Here is a 23,686-nt window from a genome sequence, read left to right as displayed (position 1 = left end):
GTGATGTGCTTCGGTCGGTGTACAGGAGTGCCGGTATGACCGGTATCCAGGGGAGGCACACGATGAATCCAGTTAAAAGGCTTACGTGGGGAGTAACGGGTCTCGCCCTGCTGCTCACGTTCGCCGTACCGGGACCGCCGGCGGGGACGGCTGCCGCGATGGCGGGACCGCCGGGCCTCGCCGGATATGCCGTACCGGCCGAATCGTCCACCCCGCCCGGTGCGCCCGGGCCCGACCCGGCGGCGGGTACCGGTGCCCGGACGGTCAGCCTGGTCACCGGTGACCAGGTCACCGTCACCACCGACTTCAAGGCGAGCGTCGAGCCGGGACCCGGCCGGATCGGCATCGAGTTCCTGACCCGCAGGGTCGCCGACCGGCTGCACGTGATTCCGACCGACGCCCTCGCCCTGGTCCGCAGCGGCCGGCTGGACGAACGGCTCTTCGACGTCACCGCCCTGCTGGAGTTCGGCTACGACCGTCGCGGGGACCTCCCGCTGCTGGTGACGTACGCCGGAGCCGACGCCCGGGTGCAGGGACAGCGGGCGCTGATCGGGGCCGGCGCGCGACTGGTCCGCGACCTGCCGCCGGTCGCCGGGCAGGCCGTCGCGGTCGACCGGGCCGGGCTGGCCCGCTTCTGGACCGACCTGACCGGGGCGGACCCGACCCGGCGCAGCATCGCCGCGACCGTGCGCACCGTCTGGCTCGACGGCCTGCGCCGACCGGCCCTCGCCGAGAGCGTCCCGCAGGTCGGCGCGCCGGCCGCCTGGGCCGCCGGCTTCGACGGCAGCGGGGTGACCGTCGCGGTGCTGGACACCGGGATCGACGAGACCCACCCGGACCTCGCCGGACAGGTGACCGGGCAGCGCAACTTCACCGACGGCGCCGAGGACGACCGGGACGTCGCCGGACACGGCACGCACGTCGCCTCCACCGTGGCCGGTACCGGTGCGGCCCGGTTCAAGGGCGTCGCGCCCGGCGCCCAACTACTGGACGGCAAGGTCTGCGCGCTCGGCGGCTGCCCCGAGTCGGCGATCATCGCCGGGATGGAGTGGGCGGCCGAGTCGGGCGCCCGGGTGGTCAACATGAGCCTGACCGGCATGGACAGCCCGGTGGTGGACCCGATCGAGCAGGCCCTCGGTGAGTTGACCGAGGAGCACGACACCCTCTTCGTCGTCGCGGCCGGCAACATCCCGGGTACCAGTACCATCGGCTCGCCGGCCACCGCCGACGCGGCGCTGGCGGTCGGCGCGGTCAGCAAGTCCGACGAGCTGGCCGGTTTCTCCAGTCAGGGCCCCCGGCTCGGCGACGGCGCGATCAAGCCCGACCTGACCGCGCCCGGCCTGGACATCGTCGCCGCCCGCAGCCGCGACTCGGCGCCGGACGTGCCCGAGGGGAGCGGGATCAGCATGTCCGGCACCTCGATGGCGGCCCCGCACGTCGCCGGCGCCGCCGCGATCCTGGTGCAGCGCCAGCCGAACCTGCCGGCCGGCAACCTGAAGGCCGCGCTGATGGCCACCGCCCGACCCAACCCCGAACTCAGCGTCTTCGCCCAGGGCGCCGGCCGGCTGGACGTCGCCCGGGCGCTCGACCAGCGGATCACCGCCGACCCGCCGAGCCTGAGCTTCGGCCGGCAGGCCTGGCCGCACGACGACGACACCCCGGTCCGGCGTACGGTCAGCTACCACAACGCGGGCACCGCGGCGGTGACGCTGCAACTCGGGGTACGGGCGGTCGCGCCGGACGGCACCGCCGTGCCGACCGGGATGTTCGCGGTGACCCCGACCAGCGTCACCGTGCCGGCCGGCGGCACCGCCCAGGCGACCGTCACCGCCGACACGTCCGGCAGCGGCGGCCCACTCGGGCAGCTCACCGGCCACCTCACCGCGACCGTGAGCGGCGGCGGGAGCGTACCCACCCCGCTGGCGGTCGACCGCGAGGTGGAGAGCTACGAGGTCAAGGTCTCGCACCTCGGCCAGGCCGGCGAACCGACCACCGGCTACCTGACCATGCTGGCCGGGCTGGACAACGCCCACGCGATCTCGGTACCGGCCACCGACGACGGCACCGCCACCCTCCGGGTGCCGAAGGGGCGTTACTCGGCGCTCAGCGCGATCACCAGCCCGCTCGACGGCGTCTATCTGACCAGCGTCCTCGGCCAGCCCGAACTGGTCGTTGACGGCGACCGGAGCATCATGCTGGACGCCCGGCTCGGTCGACCGCTCTCGGTCACCGTGCCGAACACGGGCGCCCGGCAGGTCTTCGCCGAACTGGCCACCAGCGTGCTGGCCGCCGGACGCACCGTCGAGGTCGGCACCCTCGGCGCCACCTTCGACCGGCTGCGCAGCGGCCGGGTCGGGCCGGACCAGGCGGTCGACGGCTTCGTCTCCCGGACCACCGCCACCTTCGCCCCGGCGGACGCGGCGGACCACTCGTACGCGTACCTGCTCTGCTGGCTCGACGAGGGGCGGATGGGCAGCGGCTTCACCCGACAGGTGACCGCCGCCGACCTGGCCACCGTCCGGGCCGACCACGGGCACGAGTCCTCGGACAGCAGCGGCCGGAAACTGGCCTGGGCGGTGCTGCCGGAGTCGGTGATGGGCGGGTTCGCGCACGCGATGACGTTCCCGCTGCCGTCGACCCGGATCGAGTACTACAACACCGACGGGCGGACCCAGTGGTTCCGGTCGGTCGACGAGACGACCGGCTCCGGGCCGGAGCAGGCGTACCTGACCAGCCTGGTGGCGCCGCCGATGAGCTACCGGGCCGGGCAGTCGTACCAGGAACAGTGGAGTCGCGGTGTCTTCGGGCCGACGGTGGCCGCACCACCGTACGAACACCAGTGGGTGACCCGGCTCGGCGACACCCTCACCGTGCAGGCCCCGCTCTACGGCGACGGCGTCGGCCGGGCCGGCTTCTCCTCGATCGCCACCGGCCGGATCACGCTGGAGCGCGACGGCAAGGTACTGGCCGGGTTCGACGGTCTGAACGGGACGCTCGAACTGCCGCCCGAGACCGGGGACTACCGGCTGACGATGACGGCGGAACGGGGCGGGCCGGCGACCCTCTCGACCCGGGTCAGCGTCACCTGGACCTTCCGCTCCGGACACGTCGACGGGGAGACGCCGGCCCGGCTGCCGATCTCCACGGTGCGCTTCTCGCCCCGGGTCGACAACGACAACAGCACGCCGGCCGGGCAGACCGGCACCATCCCGGTGACCGTGACGGCGCAGCCCGAGTCGGGAGCCGGCGCCAACGAGAGCCTGACCGTGGAGGTGTCGTACGACGACGGGGTCAGCTGGGCTCCGGCGGAGGTGACGGCGGGGCAGGCGGTGCTGCGGCACCCGGCCGAGCCGGGGTACGTCTCGCTGCGGGCCAGCGCCACCGACACCGCCGGGAACACGGTGACCCAGACGGTGATCCGGGCGTACAAGATCGGCTAGCCGGCGTACGGGTGCGGTGACCGGCGGGAGCCTGCCGGCCAGCGGAGATGTCAGCCGGGCGCGGTACGGTCCGAGACGTCACACCTGTCCGCGCGGCACGGACAGCGAGGCGACGACGTGGAGGATCGGATGGCCGAGGAAGTCACGTTCGACCGGGTCGCCCCGGTGCTGCCGGTACGCGACCTGGACACCGCGCTGGACCGCTACCGACGGCTGGGCTTCGCCGTGCGGGCGTACGACGGCGCTGAGCGGTACGGCTTCGTCGAACGCGGGCCCGTCTCCCTGCACCTCACGGAGTGGGCCGAGCACGACCCGGCCCGGACGGCGTCGACCGTCTACCTCTACGTCTCCGACGCCGACGCGCTGCGGGCGAGCTGGGCCGGGTCGGGGGTCGAGGGGCGGCTGGGCGAGGTGCGGGAGACCCCCTACGGCCTGCGCGAGTTCGCCTTCGTCGACCCGGACGGCACGCTGCACCGGGTCGGCTCCCCGAGCCGGGTCCGTGTCCCGCAGGCGTAGCCGGCCGGCGCCTCAGACATAGAAGATCCGGCGCCTCAGACATAGAAGATGTCGAAGGGTGCCCACGGCAGGTTGCGCAGCACCGAGAAGACTCCCCAGGCGGCGAGGAAGATGCCGATCATCTTCGGGGTGACCTCCAACTGCGGCAGTCGCCAGCCGAAGATCTGCCGCCCGGCCCAGGCGACGTAGAGGTAGAGCAGGAACGGCAGGGCGAAGACGAAGAGCAGGTGGTGCCGGGCCGCCGCCGGCAGGTCGCCGTGCAGGACGTACCAGAGGGCGCGGGTGCCGCCGCAGCCCGGGCAGTCCAGCCCGGTGATGAGCTTGGAGATGCAGGACGGTGCGGCGTCGGGGGCGCTGCGGGTCGGATCGGTGATCAGCGTGTAGCCGACCGCGCCGGCCAGGCAGCCGAGCGCTGCCACCGGGGCGAGCCAGCGGGGCGCCCGCGCCTGGATCCGGTTGACGAACCGGGTCAGCCGGTCGGGCTCGGGAGCAAGGTAGGGCGGCGCCGGATAACCCGGGTAGTCCGGGTAGTCCGGGTAGCCGGTCGGGGCGTCGGCCGGGTTCGGGCCGGACCCGCCGGACCGGTTCTCGTCAACGCTCGTCATTCCGTCCTACCCGTCGCCGATCGCGTCCGCCAGGGCGTCGCGTCGCCCGCCAGCACGCACGGCGCGTCGCCCGGCCGGTCCGGCGGTCGCCGGCCGGCTCGTCTCACCGTACCGCGAGCATGCCGGCGAGGGCGGCGCGCAGCGGCCCGGCGAGGTCTCCCCCGGCGGGGGCCGCCACCGCGGCCAGGCCGAGCCAGCCGGCCAGCCGGTGCAGCTCGGCGGCGAGCGCCCCGGCGGTCTCGACCGGATCGGTGCCGGGCTCGGCCCAGGCCGCCGGCACCAGCAGCGTGCCGGCCCTGCGGTCGGCCTTCAGGTCGACCCGGGCGACGAACCGGTCGCCGAGCAGGAACGGCAGCACGTAGTAGCCGTGCACCCGCTGCGCCGCGGGGACGTAGATCTCGATCCGGTAGCTGAACCCGAAGAGGCGCTCGGTGCGGGACCGTTCCCAGATCAGCGGGTCGAAGGGGCTGACCAGGGTGCTGGCCCGGATCCACCGGGGCAGCCGGGCCTCCCGGTGCAGATAGGCGGGGAGCCGCCAGCCCTGCACCGTGACCGGCCGCAGCTCGCCCGCCTCGACCAGCTCGGCGAGGGCGGTGCGGGCGCCCGCGACCGGCAGCCGGAAATAGTCCCGCAGCTCCGGCTCGGCCGCCACCCCGAGCGCCCGGGCGGCGACCCCGACCAGCCGGCGGTGCGCCTCCGCCGGCTCCGGGGTCGGCGCGGCCAGCACCTCCGGCGGCAGCACCCGTTCGGGTACGTCGTAGACCCGGGCGAAGGAGCTGTTCCGGGAGGCGGCGGTCAGCTCACCGGCCCAGAACAGGAACTCGCAGGCCCGCTTGACCGCCGACCAGTTCCAGCCCCAGTTGCCGGTCTCCCGGGGCGCGTCGTGCTCGATCTCGGCGGCGGTCATCGGGCCGCCGGCCCGCACCTCGTCGAGGACCCGGGCGACCAGCGCCGGCTGCTCGACGGCGATCCGGCGCATCCCGCCCCAGGCGTCGGTGTGCGCGGCGGCCATCCGCCAGCGCAGCGCCGGTTGCAGGTCGACCCGGACCAGCGACGCCTCGTGGCCCCAGTATTCGAAGAGGTCCCGCGGGCGCCGGTAGGCGGACCGGTCGAGCAGCTCGGTCGGATAGGGCCCGAGCCGGCTGTAGAGCGGCAGGTAGTGCGCCCGTTGCAGAACGTTGACCGAGTCCATCTGGAGCAGGCCGAGCCGGTCGAGCACCCGGCGCAGGTGCCGACGGGTCGGCACGGCTCCGGGCGCGGGGTCGGCGAAACCCTGGGCGGCCAGCGCGATCCGCCGGGCCTGGGCGAGCGACAACGATTCAGGTACGGCCATCGCACCGGACCCTAGCCGACCGGTCCGACACGACGCGCCGGACCTGGACCTGGCCCGCAAAACGGGATAAAACAGTGCTGATGCTAGCCGTCAGCCCCGAGTGCCCCGAGGACGCCCCGGCCATCGCCGAGGTGCACGTCCGGAGCTGGCAGACGGGGTACGCCGAGATCATGCCGCCCGAGGTGCTGGCCCGGCTGAACGTCGCCGCCTGGGCGCAGCGCCGCCGCGACCTCGGTACCGCCGAACCCGACCACCCGTTCCGGACTCTGGTGGCCCGGGCCGACGACGAGACCGTACTCGGCTTCGCCACCGTCGGGCCGTACCGCACCGACCAGGACCCGGACCGCCTCGACCACCGGTACGCCGAGATTCTCGGCCTCTACGTCCGGCCCGGGTACTGGGGCACCGGGGTGGGCCGGCGCCTGCTCGCCGCCTCGGTCGGCGAGCTGACCGCACTCGGCTGGACCGAGCTGCGGCTCTGGATCCTCGCCGACAACCGGCGGGCCCGCCGCTTCTACGAGCGGGCCGGGCTAGTCGCGGATGGTGAGCGGGCGACCTACGAACTGCAACGGTCGGGGGGACGGCCGCCGCTTGGGCTGGTCGAACTCCGCTACGCCGCCCGTCTCGGCGAGCTGGCTGGGCCCCCGGACCGGTAGCGCGAAGAGCAGCGCGACGCTGATCCAGACATAGAAGTTGCTGCCCAGGAAGCCGAGCAGGCCGTCGAAGCGGCGCTCCCAGATCCAGACCAGCCGGCTGATCAGCACCAGGTACGCGAAGACCGCGAACCGCAGCAGCCAGCGTCGGCGGGTACTGCCGGCCGGCGCGGCGTACGCGTTGTCGACCAGCAGGATCAGCGCCGGGATCAGCCAGACCAGGTGGTGCACCCAGGTGACCGGGCTGACCAGGCTCTGCACCACACCGGTCAGGGCCAGCCCGGTCGCCTCGTCGCCGACCGCCGCCGAGGTCCGGACCCGCCAGACCCAGACCCCCACGGTCACCGCGACCAGCACCAGCCAGAGCAGCGTGTTCGGATGGTCCGGGTCGAGCCGGGCGACCACGCCCTGCCACGACTGGTTCGAGATGAACGACAGCGACCCGACCCGGTCGGTGTCCCAGAGCGCCGTGGTCCAGAACTCCCGGGACGCGTCCGGGGCCACCCCGGCGGCGACGAGGGTGACCGCGGCGGCGGTGCCGCTGGCCACCAGCGCCGCCCGCCACCTCCCGGTGACCAGCAGATAGACGATGAAGATGCCCGGGGTCAGCTTGATCGCGGTGGCCAGCCCGATCCCCACCCCGGCGAAGCGGCGGTAGCGCTGCGGCAGCCGGCGCCCGAACGGGGTCACCGGGGCGACCAGCCAGAGCAGGTCGGCGCCGACCAGGAAGAGCAGCAGCATGTTCACCTGGCCGAAGTTGACCGTCTCGCGCATCGGCTCGAAGGCCGCCGCCAGGCAGAGCGCCACGGCCAGGGTGAACCACCGGGTCCAGCCCGTCCGGCGGGCGATCGGGTCGACCAGCCACCAGATCAGCAACGCGCTGGCCAGCACGGTCAGGGTGACGCTGATCACCATCGCCGCCGGCCAGCTCAGGTACGCCAGCGGCAGCATCACCAGCGCGGCGAAGGGCGGGTAGGTGAAGCCGTACTTGCTGTCCGGCTTGAGCCAGTCGTAGATCTCGCCGTCGGCGCGTACCCAGTGGTGCAGCGCGCCGTAGTACACCCGCAGGTCGAAGAAACCGTGTCGGGCCGCCGCCACCGAGAGGAACCCGGCGACCAGCACCGCCAACGCGATCACGAATAGCACCTGGTACCGGGTACGCCAACCGGCACCCTGCGCCATTGCCGCCCCCCTTGCCCTGCGTAGGCTTCCCACTCATGGCTCTCGGGTACGTCCGCCCGGCGCGTCCGTCAGACGCCGGCGAGATCGCACGCATCCAACTCGCGACCTGGCGGGTCGCCTACCGGAGGATGCTGCCCAAGCACGTGCTCGACAACCTGGACGAGGAGTGGCTCGGTCGCCGGTGGAGTGCGGCGGTCGAGGCGCCACCCTCCGAACGGCACCGCGTCCTGGTCGCCGTCGAGCAGGCCGAACAATCGTATCTGGTCGGATTTGCCGCATCCGGGCCCCCCGACGAGCAGGCACTGGCCCCGGAGGAACTGGCCGAGACGCTCGGTCCCGGCGTCGTCGCCGTGACGGACCTGCTGGTCGAGCCGAGGTGGGGCCGGCGCGGGCACGGCAGCCGGCTGCTCGCCGCCAGCGTCGACCTGTGGCGCACCGACGGCTTCGACACGGCGGTGGCCTGGGCCTTCGACGGGGACGCCGCGACCCGGAAGTTCCTCGGCGCCGCCGGCTGGGAGCCGGACGGGGCGGCCCGGGCGCTGGACGTCGACGACCTGCTCGTGCCACAGCTCCGGTTGCACGTCTCGCTCGCCGCCGAGCCCGAGCAGGGCTGACCTGCGCCGCTCCGTCCCCTCGTCACCGCCCCGGCGGCAGGGCACCCCGCGCCGCCCCGGCGGCTGACCGACCGGGGCTGACGGGCTTACCCGACTCGATCGGCCGGCGGTGCGGCTGGCCGGGTACTGGTCCCGACGAGACTGTCGAGCTGCCCCGCACACGCGCCCACCCCGCCGCGCCCCACCCGACCGACCGACCCTCCGCCGCTGCCACGCCCGCCCGCCGGACGCTGCGCCAACGGCCCGTTCGCCACACCGCAGCGCCCACGCCGTCCGCTGCGCCAACGGCCACCCCCCGCACCGCGAGCCCACGCCCGCCGTCCGGTGCCCCGCTTGTGCACCCAGCTCGACAGTGTGCGCGGGAGACTCTGCCCGCCCGGCCGCCTCGGGGCTACCGGCACCGGCCGGTGCCGCGCCGGCCTCGGTCCAACACGACCTCAGTCCAGCAGCGCGTCGATGCCGACGGTCAGCCCGGGGCGGTGCGGCACCGCCCGCACGGCCAGCAGCACGCCGGGCATGAAGGAGGCCCGGTCGTACGAGTCGTGCCGGATCGTCAACGTCTCACCGGCGGTACCGAACAGCACCTCCTGGTGCGCGACCAGGCCGGCGGCCCGGACCGCGTGCACGCGTACCCCGTCGACGTCGGCACCGCGCGCACCCGGCACCTCGTCCCTGGTGGCGTCCGGCACGGCGCCGAGACCGGCCTCGGCCCGGGCCTGCGCGACCAGCCGTGCGGTGTGCGTGGCGGTGCCGCTGGGCGCGTCGAGCTTCTTCGGATGGTGCTGCTCGATGATCTCCACCGACTCGAAGTAGCGGGCCGCCCGGGCCGCGAACTGCATCATCAGCACCGCCCCGATGCCGAAGTTCGGCGCGATCAGCACGCCCACCCCGGGCCTGTCGGACAACCAGCCACGCACCTGGTCGAGGCGCTGCTCCGTGAAGCCGCTGGTGCCGACGACCACGTGGATGCCCTGCTCGACGCACCAGCGCAGGTTGTCCATCACCACGCCGGGGTGGGTGAAGTCGACCATCACCTCGGCACCCGCGCCGGAGGCCGTGGCGAGCGTGTCGCCCTCGTCGATCGTCGCCACCAGTTCGAGGCCCTCGGCGGCGTCCACCGCCCGGCACACCTCGACACCCATCCGGCCGCGGCCGCCCAGTACGCCGACCCGCAGCGGCTCGGTCGACAGGTTCTTCCCGGGTTCACGCTCGTCGCTCACGGGCCACAACCTATCCCATGCGCATCCTGCGGACCTTCGGGTCAGAGTGCGCCGCGGTCGACCAGGCTGAAGGTCGAGCTGGGGGTGGCGTCGCCGACCCACTCGACGATCACCGCCTTGCGTTGGGTGCTCCACTGCACGAAACCGTGCGTCTCGTTGTGGAGGTAGTAGGTCGGCCTGTTCTTGTCGTCCCTGGCGCCGGTGCGGTCGAGGGAGAAGAGCGTCGCCTGCGTCGGGTTACAGGCGGCGGCGACCAGTGACGACGGCCCATCCAAGGTGATTTTCACGCCGAGGCAGGTCTCCGAGTCGTCGGCGCGACCCTCGCCGCGCAGCGACTTGATCAGATACTCCACGCCCATCGGCACCAGGGCGAACTGCGACTTCGTCCCGGTACCGTCGGACGCCTCCACCTCGTAGGAGTGGAGGTCCAGCGCCAGATCGCGGTCGATCTCCGCGATGTGGATCAGGGTGCGCCGGGTGCCCTGGAGGATCGGGGTGTCCGGGTCCGGCGCCGCCGGCACAGCCCGGCCATTCGTCGGGCTCGGGCCGGTCGGCGCGGACGTCGCCGGAGAGCCACCGGTGTCATCGCCCCGGGGACCGAGCGCCTGGAGCGCGGCGACGCCCACACCGAGCAGCACGACGAGGGTTGCGGCGGCCGCCCCGACACCCAGGAGCCGGCTGCGGCGCCTCTTCTCGGGTCGGGCCGCGCCCTGCGCCTCCCCGGGATCGCCGCCCGGCACCGGGAGGCTGTCGCGGGCGGCCAGCGCCGCCGAGGCGAGCACGGCGGTGGTACCTGCCGGCGGGGTGTTGCCGTCGAGCAACGCGTCGAGCAACGCCCGCGCCGTCGGGCGCTCGTCGGGATCCTTCACGAGGGCCCGATCCACGAGATCCCGGAGGGGGCCGGTCAGTCCGGACAGGTCGGGCGGCTGGGTCAGGATGCGCATGGCGGTGCCGGGCGCGGAGTCGGCGGCGAACGGGGTACGCCCGGTCGCCGCGTACGCCACGACCACGCCCCAGGCGAAGATGTCCGCGGCGGAGGTCACCTGCCGACCGTTGCCCGGCTCGAAGCGTTCCGGTGCCATGTAGCCGACCGTGCCGACTATCTGGTCGGTACGGGTGTGCTGGCTGGTCGCCTCGAAGGCGCGGGCGATACCAAAGTCGATCACTTTGATGCCGCCCATCGCGAACAGTACGTTGGCCGGCTTGAGATCGCGGTGGATCACCCCGGCTCCGTGGATGGCGGAGAGCGCGGTGGCGATGCCGACGGCCACGCCGTGCAGCGCGGACGGGGACAACGGCCCCTGCTCCCTGACGACGGCGGCGAGGCTGGGTCCGTCGACGTACTCGACGACGAGGTAGGGCGGGTCGTGGTCCGGGTCGGCGTCGAGGACCTCGGCGGTGGAGAACGGCGGCACCTGGCGTGCCCGGTTGACCTCGCTGCGGAACCGGCCACGGAACTCGGCGTCGTACGAGAACTCGGGCCGGACCATCTTGATGGCCACCTTGCGGCCGTCCCGGTCCCGTCCGAGGTAGACGGTGCCCATCCCGCCCTCGCCCAGACGTCCCAGCAGCTCATACCTGCCGAGCCGGGTCCGCTCCCCCGGCAGCAGCGGCACGCTCATATCGATCTCCCCCTCGCTGCGGCCCCGCCTCCGGTCGCCAGACCCTAGCCGGACGAGCTCGGCGGGACGAACCCCCCGGTGGGTCCTACTGCGGATCGATGGAGAAATCGTCGGCGTCGAACGGGCCCACCACGGCCAGCGACATAGGCCGGGCCAGCAGGTCGGCGGCGAGCGCGTTCACCTCGTCCGCGCTGACCGCGTCGACCCGGGCCAGCAGCTCGTCGACCGGCAGCAGGTCGCCGAAGAGCAGCTCGCCCTTTGCCAGCCGGCTCATCCGGGACCCGGTGTCCTCCAGGTTGAGCACGTAGGAGCCCTTCGCCATGCCCTTGCCCCGGGCCAGCTCGGCCTCGGTGACGCCGTGCGCGGCGACCTCGGCCAGCTCGGCCCGGACCAGCTCCAGCACCTCGTCGACCTTGCCCGGCGCACAGCCGGCGTAGACGGCGAAGAGGCCGGTGTCGGCGTACTGGCTGGAGTAGGAGTAGACCGAGTAGGCCAGGCCGCGCCGTTCGCGGATCTCCTGGAAGAGCCGGCTGGACATGCCGCCGCCGAGCACGTTGTTGAGTACCCCGAGCGCGAACCGCCGGTCGTCGAGCCGGCCGATGCCGGGACAGCCGAGTACGACGTGCGCCTGCTCGGTCTCCTTGTGCTCGACCACGCTGCCCGGCCGGCTGGTGCGTACCCGGGTCTCGGCCGGCCGCAGCGGGGCCGGCGGGGCCGGCTCGCCGTCCAGTACGGTGCCGTCCAGCGCCTGCCGGACCAGCTTGACCACCTCGGCGTGTTCGAGATTGCCGGCGGCGGCGATCACGATCGACGGCGCCGTGTAGCGGCGCCGGTAGAAGCTCTGGATCTGCCGCCGCGACATCGGGGAGATGGTCTCCTCGGTGCCGGAGATCAGCCGGCCCAGCGGATGGTCACCGTAGATCGCCTTGGCCAGCAGGTCGTGCACCTCGTCGCCGGGCTCGTCGTCGTGCATGGCGATCTCTTCGAGGATCACCCCGCGCTCGGTCTCCACGTCGGCGGCGGCCAGCACCGAGTCGGCGACCAGGTCGCACATCACGTCGATGGCCAGCGGCAGGTCCTGGTCGAGCACCCGGGCGTAGTAGCAGGTGTATTCCTTGGTGGTGAAGGCGTTCGTCTCGCCGCCCACCGCCTCGATCGCCGCCGAGATGTCCAGCGCGCTGCGCTTGCGGGTGCCCTTGAAGAGCAGGTGCTCCAGGAAGTGCGAGACCCCGGACTGCGGCCCGGTCTCGTCCCGGGAGCCGACCGCCACCCAGATGCCGAACGAGACACTCCGCATCGTCGGGATCGCCTCGGTGAGCACCCGCAGTCCGCTGGGGAGCACGGTGCGGCGTACGGTGCCGCCGAGCGGGTCGCTGTCCACCACCCGGGTCACCGCCCGGGCCGCCGTACCCGCCGTACCCCGAACGCCACCGGCACCCGACACTCGTTTCGCCCGACTCAAGGTACCTGGCTCCTGCCTGTACGCCGACGACGCGGCGGACGCCGCCGGTGGAAACCCCGACAGCGGACGCCGCCCCTTGAACAGTGCGGCACCCGCACCTCGTCGGGTACGGCGGTACCGCACGCGCCGCGCCGGCCCGGTGCACCCGTCAGGTGCGGCCGGGCCAGCGCGGCGCGATCGATCAGCTGTGCCGGTTGCGCCGGCGGCGCGGCTCGCCGCCACCGCCCTCGCCGCCGCCACCTTCGCCACCCTCGCGGTCGCCCCGGCTCGGGCCGCGGTCGCCGCGGTCCCGGTCGCTGCGGTCGCGCGGGCCACGGTCGCCCCGGTCCCGACCGGCCGGACGCTCGCCGCCGGCCGGCTGGGCCGGCGCCTCCTCGCCCTCGGGCCGCACCTTGTCCAGGTAGATCTTGCCCCGGGCGTCGATGTCGGCGATCGACACCTCGACCTTGTCGCCGACGTTGAGGAAGTCCTCGACCCGCTCGACCCGCTTGCCGTCGCCCACCTTGGAGATGTGCAGCAGGCCGTCCCGGCCGGGCAGCAGCGAGATGAACGCCCCGAACGCGGCGGTCTTGACCACCGTGCCGAGGAACTTGTCGCCGACCTTCGGCAGCGTCGGGTTCGCGATCGCGTTGATCCGCTCGACCGCGGCCTCGGCCGACGGGCCGTTGGTCGCGCCGACGTAGATGGTGCCGTCGTCCTCGATCGAGATCTCGGCGCCGGTCTCGTCCTGGATGGCGTTGATGGTCTGGCCCTTCGGCCCGATCACCATGCCGATCTTGTCGACCGGGATCTTCACCGTGGTCACCCGGGGCGCGTAGTCCGACATCGTGGCCGGACCCTCGATCGCCTCCTGCATCACGCCGAGGATGACCTGCCGCGCCTCGTACGCCTGCGCGAGCGCCGCCGCGAGCACGTCGGACGGGATGCCGTCGAGCTTGGTGTCGAGCTGGAGCGCGGTGACGAACTCCCTGGTGCCGGCGACCTTGAAGTCCATGTCGCCGAAGGCGTCCTCGGCACCGAGGATGTCGGTCAGCGTCACGTACTGCGTCTTGCCGTCGACCTCGTCGGAGATCAGGCCCATCGCGATGCCGGCGACCGGGGCCTTCAGCGGCACACCGGCGCTGAGCAGGGCCAGCGTGGAGGCGCAGACCGAACCCATCGAGGTGGAGCCGTTCGAGCCGAGCGCCTCGGAGACCTGGCGGATCGCGTACGGGAACTCCTCGCGGCTGGGCAGCACCGGGATCAGTGCCCGCTCGGCCAGCGCGCCGTGCCCGATCTCGCGCCGCTTCGGCGCACCGACCCGGCCGGTCTCACCGGTCGAGTACGGCGGGAAGTTGTAGTTGTGCATGTAGCGCTTGGACTTCTCCGGGGAGAGGGTGTCCAACGCCTGCTCCATCCGGAGCATGTTCAGCGTGGTGACGCCGAGGATCTGCGTCTCGCCGCGCTCGAAGAGCGCCGAGCCGTGCACCCGGGGCAGCACCGCGATCTCGGCGCTCAGCGGCCGGATGTCGCGCGGCCCACGGCCGTCCATCCGGACCTGCTCGCGGAGCACCCTGGCGCGTACCTCGGACTTGTTCAGCGAGCGGAAGGCCGCGCCGAGCTCCTTCTCCCGGCCCTCGAAGCTGCCGGCGAGCTGCTCGACGACCCGCTCCTTGATCCGGTCCAGGGCCTCTTCGCGGTCCGCCTTGCCGGCGATCTTCAGCGCCTCGGCGACCTCGCCGCGCGCCGCACCGGCGACCGCCTCGTAGACGTCGTCGGAGTAGTCGAGGAAGACCGGGAAGTCGGCGACCGGCTTGGCGGAGACCTCGGCCAGCTCGCTCTGCGCCCGGCACAGCTCCCGGATGGCCGGCTTGGCGGCCTCCAGGCCGCTCGCCACGACCTCCTCGGTCGGCGCCGGGGCGCCACCGGCGACCAGCGCCACGGTGTGCTCGGTCGCCTCGGCCTCGACCATCATGATCGCGACGTCGCCGTCCGGCAGGGTACGGCCGGCGACCACCATGTCGAAGGTGGCCCGGCCCAGTTCCTCGATGGTCGGGAAGGCGACCCACTGGCCGTCCACGTGCGCCATCCGGGTCGCCCCGATCGGGCCGGAGAACGGCAGGCCGGAGAGCTTGGTGGAGAGCGAGGCGGCGTTGATCGCCACGACGTCGTACGGGTGCTGCGGGTCGAGCGCCAGCACGGTCTCGACGACCTGTACCTCGTTGCGCAGCCCCTTGACGAAGGAGGGGCGCAGCGGCCGGTCGATCAGCCGGCAGGTGAGGATCGCGTCCTCGCTGGGCCGACCCTCACGCCGGAAGAACGAGCCGGGGATCCGACCCGCCGCGTACATCCGCTCCTCGACGTCGACGGTGAGCGGGAAGAAGTCGAACTGCTCCTTCGGCTGCCTGCTCGCGGTGGTCGCGGAGAGGACCACGGTCTCGCCGAGCTGGGCGAGGACGGAGCCGGCGGCCTGCCGGGCGAGCCGCCCGGTGGAGAAGGTGATCTCACGGGTACCGAAGGACCCGTTGTCGATCACGGCGGTGCGGTGCTGGGTGCCCAGCGTGCTGTTCGTGGGGTTGGACGTTTCGGTCATAGTGCGGTAGCACTCCTTCGATCGGGGGCCCGCGACTGCCCTCCGTGCCGGTATCCACCGGTACGAGACCGTGGCCAGAGGAGCTGCCCAGACAACCGGTCTTCGATCGAAGCGCCCGGGGCGCCGGGTGTGCCGGCCGGCCCGGGGGCCACTACCGAGGACCGGTGCGTCGACCGGCTCCCCATCGGGTGGTCGCGCTGGCCCCTGGTTACGGGTGTGGCGAGGTGGGCGGGTGGAGCGGCTGCCCGTCGGTGTCGTCGGCGATCTCGTGTCGCCGGACCGGCACCGGAGCGGCCGCTCCCCCGCTCAGCTCAGCGCCGCAGGCCGAGTCGCTCGATGAGCGACCGGTAGCGGCTGATGTCCTTCTTCTGCATGTAGTTGAGTAGCCGCCGACGGCGACCCACCAGCAGCAGCAGACCACGACGGCTGTGGTGGTCGTGCTTGTGCACCTTGAGGTGCTCGGTGAGGTCGGCGATCCGCTTGGTCAGCACCGCCACCTGCACCTCGGGCGAACCGGTGTCACCCTCGGCGGTCGCGTACTCCTGGCGGATCTTGGCCTTGCTTTCCTGGTCGAGCGCCATATCTCCCTGTTCCTGGATTGTCGTGTCCGCCCTCGGCCGGTCGGTGGACCGGGTCGGGGCGACCTCGCACCCGCGGCGTCGTGCAGGCACGCGAGGCCACGCCGGTAACCCGACGTCCCCGTCAGATTACCAGCCTGCTTCGGTACGGCCGAGTCAAGGGCACGCCCGACCTGGTCGGATCGCTCCGGTTGCACGGGTTTTGCCTGCTCAGCGCGCGCCTGACCGCAGCGGCGTCAGCGGAGCACCCGGCGGGTCTGCTCGACGTCGGCCTCGATCTGCGCGATCAGCGGCTCGATGCCGTCGTAGCTGCGCATCTCCCGCAGGTACGCCACGAAGTCCAGGGCGAGCCGCTCCCCGTAGAGATCGCCGGAGAAGTCCAGCACGTACGCCTCGACCCGGCGCTCCCGGCCGGAGAACGTCGGATTTGTGCCGATCGACACGGCGGCGGGGAGCCGCTCGGCGCCCTGGCCCGCCCGGCCGCCCCGCCGGATCAGCCAGGCCGCGTAGATCCCGTCCGCCGGCACCGCCGCATAGCGGTGGCAGAGCAGGTTGGCGGTCGGAAAGCCGATCTCCCGCCCCCGCTGGTCGCCCCGGACCACCACACCCTCCAGCCGGTGCGGGCGGCCCAGCGCCGCCGCCGCCGCGCTCACGTCACCGGCGGCGACACAGGCCCGGATGTAGGTGGACGAGAAGACCGTGTCGGCGTCGGCGACCAGCGGCGCCCCCTCCACGCCGAAGCCGAAGGTACGACCCAGCCGCTCCAGCAGGGCCACGTCACCGGCCGCCCGGTGGCCGAACCGGAAGTTCTCCCCCACCACCACGAGCGCGGCGTGCAGCTGCTCGACCAGTACGTCGTGCACGAACGCCTCCGGCGAGAGCCGGGAGAAGTCGGGGGTGAACGGCACCACGCAGAGTACGTCCACCCCGAGCGCCTCGATCAGCTCCGCCTTGCGGGCCGGCTCGGTCAGTACCGCCGGATGGGAACCGGCCCGGACCACCTCGGCCGGGTGTGGGTCGAAGGTGACCACCACCGACTGCACGCCCATGTCCCGGGCGCGCTTCACCGCGTGCCCGATGATCGCCTGGTGCCCCTGGTGTATCCCGTCGAAGACCCCGATGGTGACCACCGACCGGCCCCAGCCGACCGGCGCCCCGTGGTACCCCCGCCACCGCTGCATCCCTGATCCCTTCTCCTTCCCTGCGCCTGCCCCGCCGACTTCCCGGCGCCTGCCCGCCGACGGCCGCTCGCTCAGGCCGGGGCGAGCACGATCTCCGCCCGGGCCCGACCGTCCCGGTCGCTGACGATAGCGATCAGGCCACCCGCCGGATCGAAGACCGCGTACGGCCCGGTGATGCCGCCCGGGTCGAGTGGACCGCCGTGCGAGAGCACCTTCGCCTCGTCGGCGCTGGCCTGGCGCTGCGGGAAGAACCGCCGGGCCGCCGCCTCGACGGTCAGCCCGACCACGTCCGGCGCGCGTTGTTCCAGCTCCGGCAGGGTCGCCGCTTCGGCCAGGGTGAAGCCGCCCACGGCGGTACGCCGCAGCGCGGTCAGGTGCCCGCCGACCCCGAGCGCGGCGCCGAGGTCCCGGGCGAGTGCCCGGATGTACGTCCCCGACGAGCAGTCCACCGCCACGTCCACGTCCAGCACGGCCACCCCGTCGACCGTGTCGCGACGAAGGCCGAGCACGTCGAAGCGGGAGACGGTGACCCGACGCGCGGCCAACTCGACCGCCTCGCCGTCGCGTACCCGCTTGTAGGCCCGCTGTCCATCGATCTTGATCGCGCTGACCGCGCTCGGCACCTGGTCGATCTCGCCGGTCAGCGGCAGCACGGCGGCGCGTACCGCCTCCTCGGTGACCCCGGCGGCGTCGGCGGTGCCGACCACCTCGCCCTCGGCGTCGTCGGTCACCGTCGACTGGCCGAGCCGGATCGTCGCGGTGTAGCTCTTGCCGGCCCCGATCACGTACGTCAGCAGCCGGGTGGCCCGACCGACCCCGATGATCAGCACTCCGGTGGCCATCGGGTCCAGGGTGCCGCCGTGCCCGACCCGGCGGGTCCGGGCCAGCCGGCGGATCCGGGCCACCACGTCGTGCGATGTCATGCCGGCGGGCTTGTCGACCACGATCAGACCGTCACTGCTCACGGGATACCAGCGTGCCAGAGAGCGGCGGCACACCGGCAGGTGGCCGTACCCACCACCGTCCGGCGGGCGTCAGCGGGTGGCGCCGAGTACGGCCCAGCGGCCGGAGCGCATCCGGAGCAGCAGTCCGACCAGCCGGGCCACGATGAAGAGGGTGAGTCCGGCCCAGATGCCGCCGAGACCGAGGTCGAGGGCGAAGGTGAGCCAGATCGCCGGCAGGAAGACGCCGAAGCCGCTGACCACGGTCAGGTTGCGCAGGAAGCGGACGTCACCGGCACCGATCAGCACCCCGTCGAGGGCGAAGACCACGCCGGCCAGCGGCTGCATCCCGACGAACCACGGCCAGGCGATCATGGCCTGCTCGCGTACCTGGGGATCGTCGCTGAACCAGCTCGGCACCACCGGAGCACCGGCGCCGATGATCAGCGCGAAGGCGATGCCGCAGATGCCGCCGTAGATCGCGATCCGCCGGCCCAGCAGCCGGGCGCTGGCCGCGTCGCCGGCCCCGAGCGCCGCCCCGACCAGCGCCTGGGCCGCGATGGCGAGCGCGTCCAGCAGCAGCGCGGTGAAGAACCAGAGTTGCAGGGCGATCTGGTGCGCGCCGACGGCGGCCACCCCGAACCGGGCCGCCACGGTGGTCGCGGAGAGGAAGCTGGCCTGGAAGGCGGCGCCCCGGATCAGCAGGTCGCGGCTGAGCACGAGTTGCCGGCCGATCACCCGGGGCCGGGGCGCCAGCGGCACCCGCTCGGCGACCAGCGCGGCCGCGAAGAGCAGCCCGGAGAGGGTCTGCGCGACCGCGTTCGCGATCGCCGAGCCGGGCAGGCCGAGGCCGGCCGGATAGACCAGCAGCGGGCAGAGCAGCGCCGAGAGCAGGTTGGGCCCGAGCACGAACCAGAGCGGCCGCCGGGTGTCCTGGACGCCGCGCATCCAGCCGTTGCCGGCCGCCGCCAGCAGCAGGCCGGGGGCGCCGATCGCCGCGATCCGCAGCCAGAGTGCCGCGCCGTCGGCCACCTCGGGGGATCCGCCTCCGGCGACGGTACGCGCCAGCGGGCCGGCCGCGAACTGCATGGCGACCGCCAGCAGCAGTCCGGCGCCGAGGGCGAGCCAGGACGACTGGACTCCCTCGGCCACGGCGGCGGCCCGGTCGCCGTACCCGAACCGGCGGGCCGCCCGCCCGGTGGTGCCGTACGCGGTGACGGTGCCGATCCAGACGACCAGGGTCATCACCGGTCCGCCGACGGCGAGCGCGGCCAGCGGCACCGACCCGAGGTGCCCGAGTACGGCGGTGTCGACCAGCACGTAGAGCGGCTCGGCGGCCAGCACCAGCAGGGCGGGCAGGGCGAGTCCGAGGATCCGCCGCGCGGACGCGTCGACCGCCCTCGGCGCCGGGCCGGCGGCTTCCGGCGATGGTGGGGCGACTTCCGGGATCGGGACGCTGGGCTGGCTCATCGGGAACGATCCTGGCACGACGGTTGTAAGGAACGCAAGGCATAGCATCGCTTACCTATCCAGTCCGGGGAAGCCTCGACGGCGTACTGTCGAGCTGCCCCGGCTGTGCGTCCACCACGTGGACCCGGACGCGCCGCGACTGGCTTGCACAGCGACCAGTGCCTATGCTCCGGAACCGTGTCGAACCACGGCGGGGGGCCGGGAGCGGGCCGATCGGGGCTGGGCGCCCGACTGTTGGCGGTGCCACTGCGCTGGCTGGGGCTCGGCACCGGCGTGGCCGGGCTCGCCGCGTCCGGCCTCTTCGGCGGCCTGGACACGGTGACGAAGCCCGAGGTGCCGACGGTCGCGGTCGGCGAGGTCGTCGACGGCGGGCCGTGGAACGTCACGGTGACCGGCAGCAGGCTGGTCGGCAAGCTGCCGACGCTCTACCTGCGGGACGGCAGGCGCTGGTTCACCGTACTGGCGACGGTCGAGAACACCGCCGACGAGAGCCGTACCGACTTCCGGGACGCCGTCCGGCTGACCGGTGTCGCCGGGGTCACGGAGGAGCGGGCGAGCCAGGTCCTGCTGGTACGCGACGGCAGCAGGCCGGACTATCTCAATCCCGGCCTGCCCGAAAAGCTCGCGTTTCTCTGGCAGCAGGACGACAGCACCCCGGTGCCGAAGAGCGCGACGGTGCAGGTCTGGGGTACGACGCGGCGCCTCGACACCGTCAGCGACACCTGGGAGTGGCGCGACCCCGAGCGGCGGGCCGAGGTCGAGGTGCCGGTGCAGGACCGGAGGGCCGGATGACCGTACCCGCCGAGCACCCGGACCCCGACTCCGTCACCAGTCACCGGGCGCCGCCCGGCCCGGTGGGGCGGCTGGGCCTGCGGGCCGGCGCCGGCACCCTGATCGTCGCGGCGCTGGCCGTCGGCGGGGCCATCGCCAACTGGCGCCCGGTCAACGGCGGGGGCGCGGAGGCCCGGGAGCGGCCCTTCGTCCAGGCGGGCCGATTCGGCGAGACGGTCTCGACCCGGGTCTTCGACGCGGCGGTGCTGGACGTCCGGGGCGCCGCCAAGGTGGCGACCGGCGGCGAGGCGTACGACACCGCCGGGGTCTGGATCGTGCTGCGGGTCCGCCTCACGACCCGGGACCGGGCGACCAGCATCGGGTACGCGGCCCTGCGCGACCAGCGGGACCGGACGTTCCGGGCCACCACCCGGTTCACCCAGTCGCTGGTCGGCGCGGGCCGGGTCCTCCAGCCGGGAATACCCGTCGAGGGTGACCTGGCCTTCGAGGTGCCCCGGGACGCGGCGACCGGACTCACGGCATACCTGGGGCAGCAGCAGGTCGACATCCGGATGGACGACCTGGCCGAGGTGCCGCTGCCCACGCTCGACCGGGCGCGCGTCGACGAGTGGGCGAGCGCCCCGGCACCGGTACCGCTGGCCGGCGCACGGGCGGTGGCGCCGTGACCCAGCCACCACCGTCGATCCCGGCCGGCCGGGGCCTGGACGCGCTCGCCCCGCCGCCGCCCGCGCCGCCCCGCCGGGACCCGCTGGCTCCGCCACCGCCGTGGACCGGCCCGCCGACGGTGATCCTGCGGTACGCCGAGGTCGACACCGCCGTGCTTCCCGTGGTCGAATCCGGCCCGCCGCCGCCCGCCGCCCCGGCCGCGCCGGTCGCTTCCGGCGGCGCGGGCACCGGGCAGGTCGGCTGGTGGCGGCGTAACCGGTGGGGGCTGCTGGCCCTGCTCCCGGCCCTCGTCCTGGCGCTCGGCCCGGGGGTGAAGGACGGCTACCAGCGGTACTCCCAGGCGGAGTATCTCGAACCGGTCGGTGTCGGAGCCGACGGGTGGGCGACCTTCGCCGGTGCCCGGATCCGTCTGGTCGAACTGGTCGAGGCGCCGTCCGTACCGGGCCGGGACGACCGACCGCTCCCACTGCCGGCCGGCGTACGCCTCTGGCGGGCGAAGCTGGCGTTCGAGCTTTCCGCGCCGGAGACGCTGATCGGCTGCCTGCACTATCTGGAGGACCGGGAGGGTCGGCTGTTCAGCGCGAACCCGCCGGAGTTGAGCGGGGCCGGGCTGTCGAGCCCGGGCTGCGTCGCGGACGACCCCGCAGAGCGGACGTTGCAGGTGGAGGCGTACTTCCTGTTGCCTCGCCCGGCGACCCCGGTGGCGCTGCGGATCGTCAAGGCGACCCAGCGACCGCGCTACGCCCGGCTGCCGGTCGGCTGATCCCCCGGCCCGCCCGCTGGCTGGCCGCTCCCGGCCGGGGCGCCGGTCGCCGACGTCCCGGCGGCGAATGCCTCGGTGCCGAATGTCTCGGCGCCGAATAGCTCGCCGGCGGATGGCTCGGTAACGGACTCCTCGGTAACGGATTCCTCGGTCGCGGAGGTCGGGGGCGGTTGGATCCGCAGGACCCGGTCGACGGCGGCACCGAGCAGGCAGGCCAGCAGCACGGTGCCTACCGCGTCGTTGAGCATGGTCAGCCGCCCGGAGAGCGGCATCCAGACCGACTCCAGGTCCTGCCCGCCGATGATCAGCCGCTCCGCCTCCCACAGCCATTCTCGGGCGCTCTGGGCCAGCAGGAAGGCCAGGCAGAAGAAGAGCATCGGGGCCAGGCCGGCCCGTACCATCAGCCGCAGGCTGTGCACCATCGGCGCGAACCGCTCGCGGAGGTCGGCACCGAGGTTCGCGCCGACGACGCGTATCGGTCGGGGCAGTGCCCGCCACCGTCGGGCGGCCCGTTCCACCAGGTCGGCCTCGGACGGCGGCGGCGGGGTGAGCCGGTGGCCGTAGACGACCGCGCCGACCGCCAGCCACGCCAGCGGTACGACGACGGCCACCTGCACCGAGCCGGCCGCGTTGAGCAGGAACTCGCTCGTGGCCCGCACCGGCCCGGACAGCGGCCCGAGTCGGTCGACCAGCCCGTGCCAGGAGTCCAGCAGCCAGGCGACGACCCGGCGCTCCTGGAGCCATTGCAGCAGCGGATCCTGTGCCTGCGCGACCGTGGCGGCGACGACGGAGATCCAGATGACCTCGACGTAGGCGCCGGGAATGCCGAGCCAACCCATCCGGGACCGCTCCTGCCACCTGCCCAACAGCCAGCGCAGCACCACCGCGACGGCCACCACCGCCACGATGGTGCCGGTGATGTCGAGCGGCATACGGCGCTCCGCGTTCTCGGCGACCTGTCCGGGATCGGTGAAGATGGCGGCGTCGGAGAGGTAGATGTCGACGAAGAGTTGGTAGAAGTAGTCGGTGAAATCCTCCTGGAGATATCCCCAGGAGGCGTAGACGGCGAGGAACGGCACCAGCGCGCTGCCCAGGTGGTCGAGAAGCGTCCTGCGGCGCGGCGGCCGATGTCCCCCGTCCCCCGCCGGCTCGGCCGTGGCGGGATCCGTCGGCTCGGTCGCACCGGAAGCTTCCGGCTCGGTCGTGGCGGCCGCGAGCCAGGGCAGGGAGGGGCGGAGGGCGCGCAGCATGAGTACCAGTGCGGTCAGGGTGGCGATCGGTCCCAGGACGACGACCAGCAGACCCAGTACGCCGTTGATCTTGCTGACCTGCACCGCGCCGAGTACGACGAACTCCCGGGCCGCCGCCCCGGCGAAGTAGAGCGCGAACAGCACCGGCCAGTGCCGGAGCAGTAGGCGCAGCGAGGTGCCGAGCACGGCGAGGGCCTCCAGCAGCGCCGCGCCGCGCGTACGGCGACGGCGCGGCGCCCCGGTCCCCGTCCGTGGCGCCACCGCCGTCACGTCCGGGACGCCGATCACGGGCCACAGGGTACCGTCGAGCGGTGCGCGGCGAGGGCGACTCGACGGGTGCTGCACCTGCCCGACCATCTGAAGGGCGCGATCGTGCAGGGCTGCACACACTGTCTACCTCGGATAGTGTTCGGTCGACCACGCGGGCGTGATGGCGGGCGCTGCTTCCGCTACGCCGAGCCGGCCCTACGCCATCCCGCCCAGCCGGTAGTCGGGTGTCGGGTAGTCGGGTAGTCGGGTAGTCGGGAGGATCGCATGGCCAGCATCGAGGAAGTCAAAGCCGCGCTTGCTCAGGCTGCTGACCAGGGCAACAGCACCCTCAACCAGATTCGGTCGGCCATCGAGAACACCGAACAGGTCCTCACCCGGCTCCGGGCGGTCGCCGCCGGCACCGGCCACCCGAAGATCGCCGAAGCCATCAACCGGGCCGAGCAGACGAAGCAGCGCCTCACCGAGGCTGCGACCATGATCCAGGGCAGCGCCGTCGCAGCCCGCGAGTACGCGAACGTCCTCGGCTGACCCACATTGCCCGGCGCGACAGTTCGTC

At 73.2% G+C, this 23,686-nt stretch carries 19 protein-coding genes and 1 pseudogene; 8 read left to right on the top strand and 12 right to left on the bottom strand.

Going from position 1 to position 23,686, the window contains the following annotated elements:
* Window positions 1-158: 158 nt before the first annotated feature.
* A complete protein-coding gene (locus C6W10_RS14585) occupies window positions 159-3,440 on the top strand; it encodes a S8 family serine peptidase (protein WP_159104588.1) in 3,282 nt (1,093 codons plus the stop codon).
* 129 nt (window positions 3,441-3,569) lie between these two features.
* Window positions 3,570-3,956, top strand: coding sequence for a VOC family protein (locus C6W10_RS14580; protein ID WP_107263946.1), 387 nt, complete (start codon window positions 3,570-3,572; stop codon window positions 3,954-3,956).
* A 35-nt stretch (window positions 3,957-3,991) separates the two neighbouring features.
* Here C6W10_RS14580 and C6W10_RS14575 read toward each other — a convergent pair whose 3' ends face one another.
* The gene (locus tag C6W10_RS14575) at window positions 3,992-4,561 is read right to left on the bottom strand and encodes a DUF2752 domain-containing protein (protein WP_107258548.1); all 570 of its coding nucleotides are present in this window, start codon (window positions 4,559-4,561) and stop codon (window positions 3,992-3,994) included.
* Between the two features lie 103 nt (window positions 4,562-4,664).
* Window positions 4,665-5,894 carry a winged helix-turn-helix domain-containing protein gene (locus C6W10_RS14570; RefSeq protein ID WP_107258547.1) on the bottom strand — a complete coding sequence of 410 codons (1,230 nt, stop codon included), beginning with the start codon at window positions 5,892-5,894 and terminating at the stop codon, window positions 4,665-4,667.
* Window positions 5,895-5,974: 80 nt separating this feature from the next.
* Here C6W10_RS14570 and C6W10_RS14565 point away from each other — a divergent pair.
* Window positions 5,975-6,415, top strand: a pseudogene (locus tag C6W10_RS14565) (N-acetyltransferase family protein); the annotation flags it as partial.
* Window positions 6,416-6,424: 9 nt separating this feature from the next.
* Here C6W10_RS14565 and C6W10_RS14560 read toward each other — a convergent pair.
* A complete protein-coding gene (locus C6W10_RS14560; protein ID WP_234361754.1) occupies window positions 6,425-7,729 on the bottom strand; it encodes a glycosyltransferase 87 family protein in 1,305 nt (434 codons plus the stop codon).
* 35 nt (window positions 7,730-7,764) lie between these two features.
* Here C6W10_RS14560 and C6W10_RS14555 point away from each other — a divergent pair, with 35 nt between their 5' ends.
* Window positions 7,765-8,343, top strand: coding sequence for a GNAT family N-acetyltransferase (locus tag C6W10_RS14555; RefSeq protein WP_107258546.1), 579 nt, complete (start codon window positions 7,765-7,767; stop codon window positions 8,341-8,343).
* Between the two features lie 437 nt (window positions 8,344-8,780).
* Here the strand turns inward: C6W10_RS14555 and dapB are convergent, their stop codons facing one another.
* The 8 genes from dapB to C6W10_RS14515 form a co-directional block, all read right to left on the bottom strand.
* Window positions 8,781-9,572: a 4-hydroxy-tetrahydrodipicolinate reductase gene (gene dapB, locus C6W10_RS14550; protein WP_369938421.1), complete on the bottom strand. Its 792-nt coding sequence runs from the start codon at window positions 9,570-9,572 to the stop codon at window positions 8,781-8,783.
* 32 nt (window positions 9,573-9,604) lie between these two features.
* Window positions 9,605-11,185: a serine/threonine-protein kinase gene (locus tag C6W10_RS14545; RefSeq protein WP_107258544.1), complete on the bottom strand. Its 1,581-nt coding sequence runs from the start codon at window positions 11,183-11,185 to the stop codon at window positions 9,605-9,607.
* An 85-nt stretch (window positions 11,186-11,270) separates the two neighbouring features.
* Window positions 11,271-12,647, bottom strand: coding sequence for a pitrilysin family protein (locus C6W10_RS14540; RefSeq protein WP_107263944.1), 1,377 nt, complete (start codon window positions 12,645-12,647; stop codon window positions 11,271-11,273).
* A 181-nt stretch (window positions 12,648-12,828) separates the two neighbouring features.
* Window positions 12,829-15,219: a polyribonucleotide nucleotidyltransferase gene (locus C6W10_RS14535; protein WP_107258543.1), complete on the bottom strand. Its 2,391-nt coding sequence runs from the start codon at window positions 15,217-15,219 to the stop codon at window positions 12,829-12,831.
* A 311-nt stretch (window positions 15,220-15,530) separates the two neighbouring features.
* Window positions 15,531-15,800, bottom strand: coding sequence for a 30S ribosomal protein S15 (gene rpsO / locus C6W10_RS14530; protein ID WP_101370399.1), 270 nt, complete (start codon window positions 15,798-15,800; stop codon window positions 15,531-15,533).
* 233 nt (window positions 15,801-16,033) lie between these two features.
* Window positions 16,034-16,978: a bifunctional riboflavin kinase/FAD synthetase gene (locus tag C6W10_RS14525; protein ID WP_107258542.1), complete on the bottom strand. Its 945-nt coding sequence runs from the start codon at window positions 16,976-16,978 to the stop codon at window positions 16,034-16,036.
* A gap of 71 nt (window positions 16,979-17,049) precedes the next feature.
* Entirely contained in the window at window positions 17,050-17,943 is an 894-nt protein-coding gene (truB, locus tag C6W10_RS14520; protein WP_107258541.1) for a tRNA pseudouridine(55) synthase TruB, read from the bottom strand.
* A 69-nt stretch (window positions 17,944-18,012) separates the two neighbouring features.
* Window positions 18,013-19,389, bottom strand: coding sequence for an MATE family efflux transporter (locus C6W10_RS14515; protein WP_107258540.1), 1,377 nt, complete (start codon window positions 19,387-19,389; stop codon window positions 18,013-18,015).
* Between the two features lie 177 nt (window positions 19,390-19,566).
* Here C6W10_RS14515 and C6W10_RS14510 point away from each other — a divergent pair, with 177 nt between their 5' ends.
* Genes C6W10_RS14510 through C6W10_RS39455 form a run of 3 tightly spaced genes read left to right on the top strand, consistent with a single transcriptional unit; the run spans window position 19,567 to window position 21,610 of the window.
* Window positions 19,567-20,181: a hypothetical protein gene (locus C6W10_RS14510; RefSeq protein ID WP_159104587.1), complete on the top strand. Its 615-nt coding sequence runs from the start codon at window positions 19,567-19,569 to the stop codon at window positions 20,179-20,181.
* Complete coding sequence (locus C6W10_RS14505) at window positions 20,178-20,846, top strand: hypothetical protein (protein ID WP_107258538.1); 669 nt, start codon at window positions 20,178-20,180, stop codon at window positions 20,844-20,846. Before C6W10_RS14510 ends, C6W10_RS14505 begins: the two co-directional genes overlap by 4 nt.
* The gene (locus C6W10_RS39455; protein WP_159104586.1) at window positions 20,843-21,610 is read left to right on the top strand and encodes a hypothetical protein; all 768 of its coding nucleotides are present in this window, start codon (window positions 20,843-20,845) and stop codon (window positions 21,608-21,610) included. The genes C6W10_RS14505 and C6W10_RS39455 overlap by 4 nt, the downstream gene beginning before the upstream one ends.
* Here C6W10_RS39455 and C6W10_RS14495 read toward each other — a convergent pair.
* On the bottom strand, window positions 21,586-23,148 hold the full coding sequence (locus tag C6W10_RS14495) for a hypothetical protein (protein ID WP_107258536.1): 1,563 nt from the start codon (window positions 23,146-23,148) through the stop codon (window positions 21,586-21,588). The genes C6W10_RS39455 and C6W10_RS14495 overlap by 25 nt on opposite strands.
* A 246-nt stretch (window positions 23,149-23,394) precedes the next feature.
* Here C6W10_RS14495 and C6W10_RS14490 point away from each other — a divergent pair, with 246 nt between their 5' ends.
* A complete protein-coding gene (locus tag C6W10_RS14490; RefSeq protein WP_107258535.1) occupies window positions 23,395-23,658 on the top strand; it encodes a hypothetical protein in 264 nt (87 codons plus the stop codon).
* Window positions 23,659-23,686: the final 28 nt, after the last annotated feature.

This window comes from Plantactinospora sp. BB1 (assembly GCF_003030385.1).
Taxonomy (GTDB): Bacteria; Actinomycetota; Actinomycetes; order Mycobacteriales; family Micromonosporaceae; genus Plantactinospora.
This window is presented reverse-complemented; position numbering and strand designations above follow the sequence as displayed.